Source organism: Chitinophagaceae bacterium (genome assembly GCA_016699815.1).
In the GTDB taxonomy this organism is placed as follows: domain Bacteria; phylum Bacteroidota; class Bacteroidia; order Chitinophagales; family Chitinophagaceae; genus Ferruginibacter.
On sequence record CP065012.1, the window covers coordinates 2324807 to 2340179 of the forward strand.

The 15373-nt window shown below is 38.5% G+C and carries 15 protein-coding genes; 4 read left to right on the forward strand and 11 right to left on the reverse strand.

Going from position 1 to position 15373, the window contains the following annotated elements; all coding sequences use genetic code 11:
* Nucleotides 1-303 precede the first annotated feature (303 nt).
* Together IPO46_10425 and IPO46_10430 are read right to left on the reverse strand one after the other, a co-directional pair.
* Entirely contained in the window at nucleotides 304-2466 is a 2163-nt protein-coding gene (locus IPO46_10425) for a DPP IV N-terminal domain-containing protein (protein ID QQS62507.1), read from the reverse strand.
* A 54-nt stretch (nucleotides 2467-2520) separates the two neighbouring features.
* The gene (locus tag IPO46_10430) at nucleotides 2521-3591 is read right to left on the reverse strand and encodes a ketoacyl-ACP synthase III (protein QQS62508.1); all 1071 of its coding nucleotides are present in this window, start codon (nucleotides 3589-3591) and stop codon (nucleotides 2521-2523) included.
* A 198-nt stretch (nucleotides 3592-3789) separates the two neighbouring features.
* Between IPO46_10430 and IPO46_10435 the strand changes: the two genes are divergently transcribed.
* Entirely contained in the window at nucleotides 3790-4614 is an 825-nt protein-coding gene (locus tag IPO46_10435) for a hypothetical protein (GenBank protein QQS62509.1), read from the forward strand.
* A gap of 46 nt (nucleotides 4615-4660) precedes the next feature.
* On the opposite strand, the gene IPO46_10440 is transcribed toward IPO46_10435, so the two are convergent.
* From IPO46_10440 to IPO46_10450, 3 genes are read right to left on the reverse strand one after another with little or no spacing between them, the layout of a single operon-like run.
* Entirely contained in the window at nucleotides 4661-5902 is a 1242-nt protein-coding gene (locus tag IPO46_10440; protein ID QQS62510.1) for a geranylgeranyl reductase family protein, read from the reverse strand.
* An 18-nt stretch (nucleotides 5903-5920) separates the two neighbouring features.
* Nucleotides 5921-6568 carry a ribulose-phosphate 3-epimerase gene (locus IPO46_10445; GenBank protein QQS62511.1) on the reverse strand — a complete coding sequence of 216 codons (648 nt, stop codon included), beginning with the start codon at nucleotides 6566-6568 and terminating at the stop codon, nucleotides 5921-5923.
* 15 nt (nucleotides 6569-6583) lie between these two features.
* Nucleotides 6584-7378 carry a tetratricopeptide repeat protein gene (locus IPO46_10450; GenBank protein ID QQS62512.1) on the reverse strand — a complete coding sequence of 265 codons (795 nt, stop codon included), beginning with the start codon at nucleotides 7376-7378 and terminating at the stop codon, nucleotides 6584-6586.
* A gap of 90 nt (nucleotides 7379-7468) precedes the next feature.
* Here IPO46_10450 and IPO46_10455 point away from each other — a divergent pair, with 90 nt between their 5' ends.
* Nucleotides 7469-8545 carry a PD40 domain-containing protein gene (locus IPO46_10455; GenBank protein QQS62513.1) on the forward strand — a complete coding sequence of 359 codons (1077 nt, stop codon included), beginning with the start codon at nucleotides 7469-7471 and terminating at the stop codon, nucleotides 8543-8545.
* Between the two features lie 88 nt (nucleotides 8546-8633).
* Here IPO46_10455 and IPO46_10460 read toward each other — a convergent pair whose 3' ends face one another.
* Nucleotides 8634-9599, reverse strand: coding sequence for an electron transfer flavoprotein subunit alpha/FixB family protein (locus IPO46_10460; protein QQS62514.1), 966 nt, complete (start codon nucleotides 9597-9599; stop codon nucleotides 8634-8636).
* 39 nt (nucleotides 9600-9638) lie between these two features.
* On the reverse strand, nucleotides 9639-10382 hold the full coding sequence (locus IPO46_10465) for an electron transfer flavoprotein subunit beta/FixA family protein (GenBank protein ID QQS62515.1): 744 nt from the start codon (nucleotides 10380-10382) through the stop codon (nucleotides 9639-9641).
* A gap of 108 nt (nucleotides 10383-10490) precedes the next feature.
* On the opposite strand from IPO46_10465, the gene IPO46_10470 reads away from it, so the two are divergent.
* Nucleotides 10491-10802, forward strand: coding sequence for a hypothetical protein (locus tag IPO46_10470; protein ID QQS64385.1), 312 nt, complete (start codon nucleotides 10491-10493; stop codon nucleotides 10800-10802).
* Nucleotides 10803-10841: 39 nt separating this feature from the next.
* Complete coding sequence (gene tilS, locus IPO46_10475; protein ID QQS62516.1) at nucleotides 10842-12176, forward strand: tRNA lysidine(34) synthetase TilS; 1335 nt, start codon at nucleotides 10842-10844, stop codon at nucleotides 12174-12176.
* Here the strand turns inward: tilS and IPO46_10480 are convergent.
* From IPO46_10480 to IPO46_10495, 4 genes are all read right to left on the reverse strand, one after another.
* Nucleotides 12153-12911, reverse strand: a complete 759-nt coding sequence (locus IPO46_10480; protein QQS62517.1) for a phosphatase PAP2 family protein — start codon at nucleotides 12909-12911, stop codon at nucleotides 12153-12155. The two genes, tilS and IPO46_10480, sit on opposite strands and share 24 nt — an antisense overlap.
* A 10-nt stretch (nucleotides 12912-12921) precedes the next feature.
* Entirely contained in the window at nucleotides 12922-13572 is a 651-nt protein-coding gene (locus IPO46_10485; protein QQS62518.1) for a rhomboid family intramembrane serine protease, read from the reverse strand.
* 82 nt (nucleotides 13573-13654) lie between these two features.
* A complete protein-coding gene (locus IPO46_10490) occupies nucleotides 13655-14125 on the reverse strand; it encodes a 23S rRNA (pseudouridine(1915)-N(3))-methyltransferase RlmH (GenBank protein QQS62519.1) in 471 nt (156 codons plus the stop codon).
* 113 nt (nucleotides 14126-14238) lie between these two features.
* A complete protein-coding gene (locus IPO46_10495) occupies nucleotides 14239-15348 on the reverse strand; it encodes a hypothetical protein (GenBank protein ID QQS62520.1) in 1110 nt (369 codons plus the stop codon).
* Nucleotides 15349-15373 lie beyond the last annotated feature (25 nt).

Consider the following 15373-nt stretch of genomic DNA (forward strand, 5'->3'; position numbering starts at 1 on the left):
TTATAGTAATAATTGTTACTATGGCTAAATGAATATATTTTTTCATGATTTTTTTCGATCGGATGCAACAGTAACTGATAATATGAATAAGATGCTTATGTAACCAGGTCAATAAAAATAAAGAATAGCTGAAAACCCCTTTCTGAAATATTTACTATTTTGAAATCTTGGCCTACAGTATTAATGACAACTTGTTGAAAAAAAATATTTCTAAATCGGGCATTATCTTCAACAACTGAGATTTTTACTTTTTGTAAAAAATTTCGCCGTTGGATAAAAGTCAATTAACGCCGTCAAAACCCTTTAGGGCTTTATCACATAATTATCCGGCGTTTTGCCGCCCATTAAATTTTCTATAAAATAATCCCAGCGGCGGCGCATGGCATAGTAGCTGTCACGGCCATAACCATGGCGTGCATTGGGTATAATAAGCATGTCGAAACTTTTATTTGCCTTTATTAAGGCATCGGCTACCAAATAAGTATTGTATGGCGGCACATTATCATCCATACCTCCATGTATCAATAAAAGTTTTCCTTTTAAATTTTTGGCATACACCTGGTTGGCCTGCTCGCTGTAATTGGAATTTCCCGAACTGTCTTTTACCAGTAAACCAATATACCGTTCGCCCCAGTCGTCTTCATAGTTGCGGTTATCATGGTTGCCCGATTCTGCAATGCCTACTTTATAAAATTCCGGATATTGAAACATTGCCGAAGCCGTGGCAAAACCACCACCTGAATGGCCCCAAACACCTACATGGTCCAAATCCAAAAAGGTATATTTTTTTTGTAATTGTTTAATGCCGGCAATCTGGTCGGGTAGGGTATTAATTGCCATATCGCCATAGCAGGCATCATGAAATGCTTTGGAGCGGTAAGGGTTGCAACTGCCTTCAATTTGCACTACAATAAAACCCAGTTGGGCTAAGGCATTACAATCGCTGCGGCTTGCGCTAAAACCCCAGTAGCCAATAGTTCCTCCTTGCGGCCCGGGATAAATATTATTGATTACAGGGTATTTTTTTGTTGCATCAATATTGGGTGGTAAATATAAAAGGCCATATAAATCAAATGCGTTATTTGCTGAGCGAAACGTAAATGGTATTGGCGCCTGCCAGCCACTGGCAAGCAATTGAGAAATATCCGCCGTTTCCAAATCCATCAACTTTTTGCCTTTTGCATCGCTTAAAATAATTTGCGGCGCTGTATTTGGCGAGGAGTAAGTATCAATAAAATATTTATTATCAGGCGAACGAATAATGCTGTGGTTGCCATCTGCAGGCGTTAACCTTTTTAGGTTTTTACCATTAAAATTTATGCTGTAATAGTTTTTGTAATAAGGATTGCTGCCGCTACCACATGCCTCAAATAAAATAGTGCGTTTTTCTTCATCCACATCTATTACCCTGGTAATGGTAAAGCTGCCATTGGTAATTTGGTTTTTTAAATGCCCGGTTGTTAAATCGTATAAATATAAATGGCCAAAATTATTTCGTTCAGAATACCAGATAAATTCATTGCTTGCCGGTAAAAATTTCCAGTTTACATCTCCCTGGCCCGATTCATATTGTGTAGGCACCGTTTCTTCAAAAACATCCCTTACATCTCCGGTTAAAGCATTGGCAACTCTCAGGTTGCTTTTTTTATGGTCTCGGCTTACCGATACAAAAGCTACCTGACTGCCATCTTTGCTCCAGTAAGTATCGGACAAACTGCCGTTGCAGGCAATATCGTCGCATAATGTGCTGCGCCTTGCATCGGCAGGCATTTTAAAACGAATTAATTTTGAATTTTCAATATCTATTACCACACGGTTAATCATGATGATGGCAGAATCTCCTGGCAATGGATATTTCCATTGTTCCAATTCGGGAGCGCCAACCGTAGTTTTTACCAGGTACATATCTTTTACATGGCGCTGGTCTTGCTGAAAGGTTGCAATTTTTTTTGAATCGGGCGACCAAAGCAGTATGGGTTTTTCTGAGTGCGTCCATCCGGCATTATTGGTAGCATAGCCATAATCTTTTGTACCGTCAAAGCTAAGTTGTTTTTCTGCATTGGTTTTTACATCTTTTACCCAAAGGTTCCAGTTGCGGATAAAAGCTGCCTTAGTTTTATCGGGAGAAAGCACTTCAAAGCCGCCCTGCCATACCGGTGCTGAGGCTTTGGGCTCTGTTTTTCCGGGAAATAATGCTGCATAGGTAGCTGCGGTTTGACGTGTTTTTTTCTTTGGGTTTATTAAAACATATTCTTTATCTTTTTGCGTTTGTATTTTATACCAAAAGCCACCATCATCGAGCCAGTTGGGCTGTACAGAAGTTTTAAAAACCAGTTTACTGGTTTTGGCTCCCAGCATTTTTACGGCATTATCATAGTCGGCAGTTGTAAAAGTTTTGCCGCTAAATTGTGCATGGGCATTAAGTATTAAAAAAATACTTGTGGTAAAAAACAGAATTTTTTTCATATTATAAAATTCAGCATTGAAATAATTTTAGATACAGAGGAGAAATATTTTGGTTTAAATGCGGTAACACACAGCATTTATATTCATGCCGGCGCCTACCGATGCAAATATTACCACATCACCTGCATTAAGTTGATGGCTGTCGAGTTTGTTTTTTCGAACCATATCCAGTAAAGTAGGAATGGTAGCCACAGAACTGTTGCCCAATTTGTGTATGTTCATGGGCATAATGCCTTCGGGCATTGTTTTGCTACCATATAATTTATAAAAACCTTTTACAATTCCTTCATCCATTTTTTCATTGGCCTGGTGAATAAATATTTTTTTTAGGTCGGTAATTGCCACGCCTGCTTTGTCGAGGCAGTCTTTCATTGCCATAGGCACATATTTCATGGCATATTCATACACTTTTCGCCCTTTCATTTTTATGTAGCGAACCCTTGGGTCGCTTTCGGGATAATTAGATTTGCCCAAAAATAAATAATATGCTTCTTCGTTACAATGTGCCTGCACGGCAGTTGATAAAATCCCTGGTCCGTTTTCATCCGAGCTTTTCCATTCCAATACACAGGCCCCGGCGCCATCGGCAAAAATCATGCTGTCCCTGTCGTACGTATCCAGCACACGGCTAAGCGCTTCGGTGCCTATCACCAGGCATTTTTTGGCAACACCTCCTTTAAAAAAAGCATCGGCTTGTATAAGGCCCTGTACCCATCCCGGGCAGCCAAATAAAAGATCGTAAGGGATGCAATTGGGGTTATTAATTTTAAGATCGTGTTTTACCCTCGATGCAAGCGCCGGTAGTACATCGGTTTGAATAGTATGTTTAAGTACATTACCAAAGTTGTGGGCCACAATTATCTGATCAATAGTTTCAGGGTTGCAGTGGGCATCTTCAAGTGCAGCTTTTGCAACAATAGTTGCCATATCGGAGGTATTGATGCCGGCATCAATATATCTTCTTTCCTGTATGCCGGTAATCTGCTCAAACTTTTCCACTACTTCAAGCGGATCGGTATCAATTTTTACATGGTCTTCGGCATAAAAACTATGTATGGCAAAATCCTGGTTAGTTTTAATATTACTGGGAATATAACTCCCTGTGCCTGTAATTACAGATCTCATTTATGGTGTATTAATAGTGAACAAACAGGCAAGAACCAGCTTTTTTAAAATAAGGCTGTTTAAAATTAGCCGATAATTGTGAAAATATGGAAAAAATACCTGTTTTTCCCGTTTTTTTACAGAAACACTAACAATTTTCAAAATGATTTGTATTGCCGGAATACCTATTTTTGTTGCTCAAATTTTTAACCATTAAATATGAAAAAATTATTACTCTTTGTTGTAGTGCTGGTTTCTGCAAATGCTATTGCTCAAAACGCAATTACGTTACAAAAGGGCCAGGCTATAAAAATCACCAATACTTCACACATGACAGCTGAGTTAGGTATGGGGATGCAAATGACCAATGATGTAACAGCAATTACAAATGCCGTTGTAAAAGATGAAAATGATGTGAACTACGTTATTTCAAGTAAGGTAACCAAGCTTGTAGTAAAAAGCGAAATGATGGGAAACGCAACCAATTACGATTCTGATAAAAAAGAAGATCAGGAAACAGAAGTGGGCAAATCACTGGCTTCTTTTGTAAACACAGAAAGTACAACCCAATTGAACAAAGCAACCGGCAAAGTAGATTCTATGAAAGTTGCAGATGTAGATGCCGAAGCACAACAAAAACTTGGCCCTTTAAGTGAAACTATGCAAAACATAAGTGGCGATGTAATGATTGCCGGAATTTACCAAGGTATACCTGCAGGTGCAAAACCTGGAGTTACATGGAGCGATACTACTAATAAAGACGGGCTTAATGCCATTAGCCATTATACTTTAAAATCGGTAGATAACGGCATTAGCACCATTGATATGAAAGGCACAATGACCGGAGCTAAGCAAATAGAAGCACAGGGTGGTATGCAGATTGATATGACAATTGATGCCAAAAATTCAGGAACTATTTTAGTTGCTGCAAACGGCCTGGTAAAAAAACGTACCCTAAAAGTAGAAATGACCAATGAAATGAATGTTGCAGGCCAGGCAATGACAATGACAGCCACTACAGATTCTGAAAGTACTGTTGAATAATTTTTTAAATAAATTTTTTTCAAAGCCATGAGTAATCGTGGCTTTTTTATTTATTGAAAAGCATTTTAAGATAGAATAAGGGATTGGCTAATTTTTTCCTTACATCTATTTCTGCAAACATTGCGGTAAGCAGGTTCCGTAATTCGGCGCTTTTTGCTGTTTTATTCATGAGTAAATTAAACAACCAGGGCCTCGTGGCCAGTTTTTGTAACGTAGTGCTCATCTTTAACTCCGGCCCAAGCACACGATCAATATCTTTATTATACTGTTGTAAAAACTGCTCCGAAAAATCATTATTTTTCACCGCATTTTCTGCAACATTTGCCGCATAAAAACCAGAGTACATGGCATTGCCAATGCCTTCGCCGGTTAAAGGATCTATAAGGCTTGCAGCATCACCAATAAGCAGGTAACGGTTGCCATACAGTTTTCTTTTTTTGCTTCCCAGCGGTAAGCCATAGCCGTCAATATTTCCATCGGGTGATGCTTCAGAAAAACGGGATTTAATTTCAGTGTCGGTATCAATAATTTCTAAAAGCAGCTTGCGTAAATTTATTTTTTTATGCTGTAAAATGCTGCTGTGCACGCCAAGGCCCACATTGGCTGCGCCGCCAGGCAAAGGAAAAATCCAAAAATATCCGGGCAATACTTTTTTTAAAAAATGCAGTTCAATAAAACCATCTTCATTTAAGCCTTTTACATTTTTATAATAAGCTCTTATGCCTGCAATATGGTGCTGAGGTTCCATTTTAATTCCGCCGGTTACTTTGGCAAAGCGGGAATGTGCGCCATTGGCCACTATCAGCAATTGTGCCTTTATTTCTATATTTCCGGTTTCGTCGTTTAAAATATAGCCTTCCTTTGTTAAAGTATGCGAAACAATATTGGTGTTTTCTAAAAAAGTAATTTTTGGTTGCAGCCGCAATTCGTTGGCAAGAAAATGATCAAAATCAAAGCGCCGGCTAACAAAACCCCGTGGGTTATGTAAATTATTTTTATAGTTTAAGGAAAAAGGGATAGGAACCGACCGCCTGTTGGGAGAAGTAAAAATAATGCCGAAGCTATTATTTTTATAAGGCTGTTGCTGAAATTTTTTGATGATGGATGGATCTATTTTATCCAGTATGGCCGCAACTTTTCCACTAAGCCCATCCCCGCAAATTTTATCACGGGGAAAAGTTGCTTTATCGGCAACAATACATTCTATACCCAGCTTAGCCAGTTGCAATGCGGCAGTAACGCCACCCGGGCCGGCGCCAATAATGCATATTTTTGTTTGATAAACCAAGTATAAAGGAGCAGGGTTTTAAATATCTTTTAATGCTGAAATGGTAGCAACAGGGTCTGCAGATTTAAAAACGGTATTGCCTGCAACCAACACATCGGCACCTGCATCAATAATAGCCCTTGCATTTTGTAAGGTTACGCCACCGTCAATTTCAATTTTTACTTTTAAACCCTTTTCGGTTATCATGGCTTTTAATTCCCTGGTTTTTTGCAAGGTATGTTCTATAAACGACTGTCCTCCAAAACCAGGGTTTACACTCATCATGCAAACCAAATCTATATCGGCCAATATATCTTTTAAAGCTTCAACAGGTGTATGTGGGTTAATGGCAACACCACAGTGCATTCCCAATGATTTTATTTGCTGTATATTTCTGTGCAGGTGCCTGCATGCTTCAATATGCACCGTTAAATTATCTGCACCGGCTTTTTTAAAAGCTTCTGCAAATTTTTCCGGCTCTTCAATCATTAAATGTACATCACAATATTTAGTGGTGGCTTTTCTAAAAAACTCCACCAGCATTGGGCCAAAGCTGATGTTGGGTACAAACCTGCCGTCCATCACATCTAAATGATACCAGTCTGCTCGGCTGTTATTGAGCATGTTGCAGTCCTGTTGCAGGTTTAAAAAATTTGCCGACAATAAAGAAGGTGCTATAATGGCCATGGTAATTATTTAAGATTAATGTTTAATGCCCAGTTTTGCCAATGCATCTTTGGCTTCAATATAATCCGGTGCGTAAATTAATGCAGTTTCGTAACTTTCTATGGCTTCTTCTTTTTTTCCGAGTTTTTCAAAGTTAAGGCCCATATAATAATAACCTTCTTCATACCGGTTATTAAGTTTTACCGCTTTTTGTAACACCTGTAAAGCATCGGTATATTTTTGTAAATCGTAAAGCGCTATGGCTTTTTCCCGGTAGGCTTCCATAAAGCCATAGTCGGTAGCAAGCGCCTTATCAAAAAAGCCAATAGCTTTTTCTTTTTGATGGGTAGCGCTAAAGTAAAGGCCTTTTATAAAAAATGCTTCCCGGTTGGCATTGGCTTTGTTACCAATGAGCAAAGCATCGGCCATGGTGAGTGCATTTTCATTTTTTGTTTGGGCATAAAGCGTACCTAATGAAATTACATATACCGGTTCCGGAAAAATGGAAATTGCTTTTTCAAATGCCTGGATAGCCGTAGCCGTATCTCCGTTTTCATAACTCAATATGGCTTTAATATCCCAAAGCCTGGCTATGCTGCTATCTTTTTGCAAAGCCTGATTTATTGTTTTTACCGCTTCGTCATAATTGCCGCCCTCCCGGTAATATTGAACCAGGTTTTCCATCAAAATAAGGCTGTCTGGGTATTTTATTATTTCTGCTTTTAATTTTTCTTCCTGAGTGGTTACTGTGCTGCCTGGGATATCATTTTGCTTTTTGTTATTACAGGAAACAACAAATACAGTAAAACCCCAAATCAAAATCCTTTTCATATTGCAAAAGTAATGGTTAACTGCAGTACATGACAATTTGCTGACAATACTATTTTTTATTAGGCCTAACTTTGCAAAAATTATTTTTTGATGAGATACAGTTTTATTTTATTGGTGATTTTATTTTTTGGGCAAAACACACTAAAAGCCCAGCCCTTAAACGATTCCATACATTTTAACGGCGAAAGCCATTTTGCCAACATACGCCAGCTTACTTTTGGCGGCGATAATGCCGAAGCTTATTTTAGCTATGATGGTAAGTATTTAATTTATCAATACACCAACCAGGCAAAAGGTATTAATTGCGACCAGATTTGGATGGGAAAAATTCCCCAAGAACCTAATGAAACCTTTAACCCAAAACTGGTGAGTACAGGCACCGGCCGCACAACCTGCGCTTTTTTTTACCCCGATGGCAAGCACATTATTTATGCTTCTACCCATTTAAACAGTAAGGAATGCCCGCCGGTTCCCGATAGGAAAAAATATGGCAACAAATATATTTGGCCCATTTATGAAAGTTTTGATTTATTTAAAGCCGATACCAATGGCAAAATCATAAAGCAGCTTACCAAAACTAAAGGCTACGATGCCGAAGCCACCATTTCTCCCAAGGGTGATAAAATTGTATTTACCAGTATGCGTGACGGTGATTTGGAATTATATACTATGGACATAAATGGTAAAAATGTAAAAAGGATCACTCATGCTTTAGGTTATGATGGCGGTGCATGGTTTAGCCCTGATGGAAGTAAAATTATTTGGCGTGCCAGCAGGCCTGCTGTAGAAGCAGATATTAAAGAGTATAAAGAATTACTTGCGCAAAATCTTGTAGCACCTACCAATATGGAAGTATGGATTGCCAATGCCGATGGCTCCAACCCACAAATGCTCACCAATTTGGAAAAAGCAAACTGGGCTCCCAATTTTATGCCCGATGGAAAACGCTTTATTTTTTGCAGTAACCATGAGTATAAAAGGGGTTTCCCTTTTAATATGTATATGGCCGATGCCAATGGAGGAAATATTACCAAGATATCGAGGGATAAAGGTTTTGATGCTTTCCCTATGTTTAGCCCCGATGGTAAGAAAATTGTTTTTTGCAGCAACCGCAATAATGGCGGCACAAGAGATACTAATATTTTTATAGCCGATTGGGTAGAATAATTTCAGGCAAAATTTTTAATAATTATGAAGCGTAAAAAAAGGTTGACAGGATTTCCGGTCAACCTTATAAATTTATTTAATACAGTATTTATTTTATGCCTTTTATTTTTTTTACCGCTTCGGTAATTTTTGGCACAACTTCAAATGCATCTCCAACAATGCCATAATCTGCAGCTTTAAAAAATGGCGCTTCAGGATCTTTATTTATCACTACAATAACTTTGCTGCGGTTTACGCCAGCTAAATGTTGTATAGCCCCCGAAATACCAATTGCAATATATAAATTGGGCGCTATTGCAAGCCCGGTTTGACCTACGTGTTCGTGGTGTGGCCTCCAGTTTACATCACTCACAGGCCTGCTGCATGCAGTAGCTGCACCTAATGCCTTAGCAAGGTCGGTTACCAGTCCCCAGTTTTCGGGGCCTTTCAATCCACGGCCACCGCTTACCACAAGTTCTGCTTCGCTTAATGATATTTCCCCTTCAATTTTGCTGGTACTTAGAACTTCCACTTTTGGTGCTTCTACCGTAATGTTTAAAGCAGCAATTTCTGCGGTACCGCCTGTTGCATGTACACCAAATGAGTTGGGGTTTAATGCAATAATTTTTTTTGCCGTGGCAATACTGATATGTGCAAAAGCTTTTCCGCTAAAAACACTTTTCTTTACCACAAAACCATTTGAAATATCCGGCAATGCAACGGCGCCGGATACTAACCCGGCTTTAAGTTTTACGCTCAGCCTTGGCGCTACTGCTATTCCTACGGAGTTTTTACTAAATATTATTATTTCGGCGTCTGTAGTTGATACAACCTGTGCTAATGCATGGGTATAGGCCTGCGAATCTAATGTGTCTAATACCGGGTTGCTTACGGTGTTTACTTTTTTAATGCCATAATTGCCGAGCTGCTCAAGCCCTGATGGGGCCGTACCCAGTACCACGGCTTCGGCAGTAGTAGAAAGCTGCCCGGCAAGCTGAGATGCATAAGATGCGGTTTCAAATGAAGACTTTTTTATTGTGCCTTCTGCATGATCTATAAATACTAATATGCTCATAACGAATTTTTGCTTTTATAAATTTTTTAAAATACCAGGTTAAATAACCCTTGCTTCTTCGTGCAATAACTTTACTAATTCTTCAGGGGTATCGGGGCTTACTAATTTTACACCTTGCTTGGCCGGAGGCAATTCAAATGAAACAATGTTGGTTAAGCTGTCGGCAGCAATGGGTTCCATTACTTTAAGCGGTTTGGTTCTTGCGCCCATAATACCTTTCATATTGGGTATGCGTTGTTCTGCCATACCTTGCTGTGCGCTGAAAATTGCCGGTAAGGCAACTGTGTCTTTTTCTTCGCCTCCTTCAATTTCACGGGTAACAATAGCACTGGCATTCTGTAAATCGAATTTGGTAACATTGGAGATGAAGGGAACATTAAGTAATTCCGCAATCATACCTCCTAAAGAAGATCCATTATAATCAATGGTTTCTTTACCAGTAAAAATAATATCATAACCGCCGCTTTTGGCTATTTCGGCTATTTGAGTAGCAATGTAATAGGTATCTGTATTGACGCTGTTTATCCTTATGGCTTCATCTCCGCCAAGTGCCAATGCTTTACGGATTATAGGATCGTTATCGGCTTCGCCAACATTTATTAAATGTAATACCGCTGATGGATCTGCTTCTTTAATTTCAATGGCTCTTACCAGGGCATACCATTCATCATAAGGATTGATGATCCATTGAACGCCATCGGCAGCAAATTTCGTATTGTTATCCGTGAACGCTATTTTTGCCGTAGTATCAGGCGTTTTACTGATACAAACTAAGATTTTCATGAAAAAAATATTTTGCCCTCAGGCAGGTTAAAAAAATGGTTGTTTATGCAACTAAATGCAAATATAATGTTTTGCAAAGATACCGGGTAACAATCCTATAAAAAAATGATGGACAGGATAGAAAAATTGAAAGAATTTTTAAAAACTAACGCTACAGATAGTTTTTTACAACATGCGCTGGCATTGGAATATATTAAATTGGGCGAAGATAATTTAGCCAAAGGCCTATTTGAGCGCATTTTGTTATATGAACCGGCATATATTGGTTCTTATTACCACCTGGCAAAATTGCTGGAAAGGCAGCAGGATTATGAGGGAGCCATTAAAATTTATAAAAAGGGTATGGTAGAAAGTAAAAAAGCCGGCGATAACCATGCTTATAGTGAATTACAAATGGCATTAGAAGAAATTACGGATTAAATAATATTTTTTATTAATTGCCGGTTGGCAAATTTAAATATGCTTCAGTCTTTTCAGCATTATATTGAAAGCAACCATCTTTTTTTGAAAAAAGATAAACTGCTGGTAGCTGTAAGTGGTGGCGTGGATAGTATTGTGCTTTGTGATTTGTTGCAAAAATGCGGTTATACTTTTGCAATAGCACATTGTAATTTTCAATTAAGAAAGGAAGAGAGTGATGGCGACGAAGTTTTTGTAAAGCTAATTGCGGAAAGGTTTCAAAGACAATTTTTTATTAAAAAATTTGATACCAACCTTTACGCTGAAGCTAATAAAGTGTCTACACAGGTTGCAGCCCGTGAATTGCGCTATCAATGGTTTGCCCAATTAATTGAAAGAGGCGAAGCAAATATGCTTTTAACAGCCCATCATGCAAGCGATAATATAGAAACCCTGCTGATGAACTTTTTTAAAGGAACAGGAATTAAAGGCTTACAGGGGATTTTGCCCAAAACAAAAAATAAAATCACTATTGTAAGGCCGTTCCTTTTTGCCCAAAAAGCAGCCCTTTTGCACTATGCCAAAGAAAACAAGCTGCCCTTTAGGGAAGATTCATCCAACGCATCAGATAAATACACCCGTAATTATTTTCGCAATAAATTGCTGCCTGCTATACAAAGAGTATATCCCGGTGCAGAGGCCAACCTGTTGCATAATTTGCAACGTTTTAATGACGTTGCCATTTTATACAACATGCAAATTGAAGAAATAAAGAGAAAATTAATTACGGTAAATAACGAAGAAACCCATATACCCGTTTTAAGATTGCTGAAAACACCTGCAATGCCTACTGTGCTTTTTGAAATTGTAAAAAACTATGGGTTTGCCGCCACACAATTGCCAGAAATAATAAAGTTGCTAGATGCAGAAAGTGGTAAGTTTATTTCAAACGAAAGATACCGCATTTTAAAAAATCGCAAATGGCTCATCATTTCTCAACTCAGCAATGCTTCAGCGGTTTATATTATAAATGAAGGCGATAGCGAATTATTTTTAGAAGATAAAGTATTGCACATTACTATTCAGGAGCTAAAAGGCGAAATAAACCAATCACCCGATTTTGCTTTTTTGGATAAAAAGGAAATTGATTTTCCTTTGATATTACGCAAGTGGAAGCAGGGCGATTATTTTTACCCATTAGGTATGTCCAAAAAGAAAAAACTTTCCCGTTTTTTTGTGGATAATAAATTGTCGCTGTTGCAAAAAGAAAATACCTGGGTGCTGGAGTCCAATAAAAAAATCATTTGGGTGCTGGGTATGCGCATTGACAACAGGTTTAAAATTACCGGTGCCACAAAACAGGTTTTGCGCCTAAAATTGCAGCACAGCAGCTAAACCATAACTATCACTTTGATAATAGGGCAGCACCATTGCCTGTGTTTTACGTTTATTTTTTTTCAGCGCTTTATTTATTTTAGGAAAAAGCCAGTATGCTGCTTCTGTGGATAATATGCCAATACCTGCGCCTGCACATACATCGCCAAACCAATGTTTATTATTAGCCATTCGGTTGGCAGCGGTAAAAAGGGCAATGGGAAATGTGGAAATAGCAAGCCAAAAATTATTGTTTTGGTATTCCCGGTAAAAAAAATGTGCCGCTGAAAATGATAAGGCTGCATGCCCGGATGGAAACGATAAGAAATTACTGCTATCCGGCCTCATTTCTTTAATACTGTGTTTTAAAGAATATACCAATACTGATGTGATTGCCTGTGCCGTAAAATAAATGATTGACCTGTCCCGGATATTATGCTCGCCTTTAACTCCTGCTAAGTTTAAGCTGTAAACTAATGCTGCTGGCGCAAAGCGGGCGATATTCACCGGTTTAAAAAATGTGGAAAAACTTGTTTTTGGTTCATCATAAATGCTTGTGTTGTTGCAACCATTTAAGCATTTTTCTTTAGTAATAAATCCAAAACTTATTAATGCAGCAGGTAAAATAAGTTTTTTGTAGCTCAACTGGTAAGCACTCTTAGGCCGGGTAATTAAGCTGTCAGCTTTCAACTGTGCAAAACCGGTAATTTGCAAAAAAAGAAAAGTGGAACATACAACAAAAAATTTGCTTACCATGCTTAATTGTTTACCTGCCAAATAAACTTACATGTTTTAACTCTTCTAAAATAGGCCCTATTAAACCCGGTTGCAAACTGGAAATTAATATTATAGTAAATGCAAGCCCAAACAAAGAGCCCCAAAGGTGTGCATCATGGTTAATATTATCTGCATTGCGTTTGCTCATATAAATACAATAAGCAATATAGAGCAAAGCATACACTGCCGCAGAAATTTTAATGGCGCCATAAATATAAATACTGTTCCAGGGATTAAAAATGATGGCTGCAAATACTACGGCAGAAACAGCGCCAGATGCGCCTAAAGAGCGGTATTGATAATCATCTTTATGTTTGATGTAGCTTGGTATATCGGAAACTACCAGCCCTATAAAATAAAGTAAAAGGTAAGAAGTGCTGCCACCCAGTATATATTTGGTAAAATAAAATTCTACAGCCATGCCAAAAAAGAAAAGGGTAAACATATTGAAAATCAAGTGCAGGAAATCGGCATGTAAAAAACCGGAACTGATGAAACGGTAATATTGGTTTTCTCTCTTTACCAGGTATGGGTGCATTATTGCCTTGTCGGCAAAGGCGGCATTATTAAACCCAATCAGTGATATAATAACGTTGGCGGCTATGAGTAAAATAGTGATAGGATATTCGGAAAAATTCATTGTATTAGTTTTGCTTTTTGTAAAAATAACATAAGGAAAAATAAGGCAGTAAAATTTAAAAGGTGCAGGTAAAGATAATTAACTAATGATGGTATTTTTCATTTTTTAGGATGGTACATGCCCTGTAAACCTGTTCTGCAAGTACCAACCTTACCAATTGGTGCGGAAAAACCAAAGGAGAGAGGCTCCAGGTAAGGTTTGCCCTTTGTTGTATTTTTTTACCTACACCAAAAGCTCCGCCAATTAAAAAAATACATGTTTTTGTACTTTCATTGGCTCTTTGTTGTATGAGTTTAGCCAATCCGTCGTTATTGAGCAGTTTACCCCTTTCATCCAAAAGAATCAGGAAATCATCCTTCTCCAGAAAATTTAAAATAATTTCTTCTTCCTTTATTTTTACATCATCCGGTGCAAGACCCGATGCATTTTTGGGCGAAGGGATAATTTTCCACTCTGCAGCAAAATAATGATTCAACCTTTTGGTGAACAGGTCTATGCCTTCTTTTACATAGCTTTCATTAGGTTTTCCTATACTCCAAAAATATAATTTCATTTTTTTTATTACCTGCTAAATTACTATAATATTTTTCTTAGCCATAGGGTTGCAGCAATAAAAAAAATCCGGGAAAAAGTACCCGGATTTTTAATAAGAAAGTAATGAATATTTTAGAAGCCATGACTTTCTAAGGAATATAATATTTGTGCTTCGTTTGCAGTTAAAGCCTTGCTATATACCCTGCATTCATCAATATATCCACTTAAAGAGTTCATCCAGCCATTGGCAGTATGCGCATTATCATCGGGTCCGCCAAGGGTAAAGCTGTCGGCATCTCCAAAGCTAGTTTGCGTATTAAAGGTTGTATTTGAAGTTTGCGGAAGCAGTGCACCATCTACATAAACCCTTAACGCTCCGGATGGTCCATCGTAAGAAACTACCAGATGGTGCCAGGCAGGTTCCAGCATTTTTGGCCAAACTCTTCCTGCATCAAACCATTGGTCCATTACACAAACTTTACCATAGCTGTTTGCGCCGGTTTCGGATTCATACAAAGTAAAAAATTTAGTTTGCTCCCAGGAGTAGCCGGCTTTATTGAGAGAAAAGGGGAAATAAGTGGAAGGCCCGGAGCTTAAGCTTGCCGGTTGTTGTATCCAGCAGGAAACTGTAACGCTACCCAATGCAGAAACGGTGCTGGCCATATTTGTATTGATGTAACCCGGAGTGGTAACCTGTGCTGCCTTGCCTTTTAAACCGCCTGTTACAAAGCTTACGTTTGCTACATTGCTTGCCGTGCCGGCAGTACCGGTTTCACTGTCGTTATAATTATCTTCAAAAGCCCAATGACCCACTAAGTTGGCTGCCGCCACATCGTCGGCTGTTGGATAACCGGGTATGGGAACAAAAAAAGATTTTTCTTCGCCATACACCAGTCCTTTTTCATTAATAGCATAAGCCCTGTAATAATAGGTTGACAGGTAAGTAAGGCCGGGAACATTTACGGAGTAATTTCCTGAAATGGCATATTTGGCAATTTTATTATCCGAAGTATCAACACCAATTTCGCTACTGTAGCATACGCCGCTTTCGCTTACCATTGAGCCGCCATCGCTGGTAATATTGCCACCAAGCGAAGCAGTTGTGCCGGCTACGCTTGCATCGTTGGTAACAACGGTTGGCATAGTTGCATTCACATCAATGCCAGTGTCTGAATCGGTTTTTTTACAGCCATAAAAGGCCAGTGCCGAAGCCGCCATTAGAATGAATAATTTATTTTTCATGTTAAAAATTTGAAGTATTAAAATG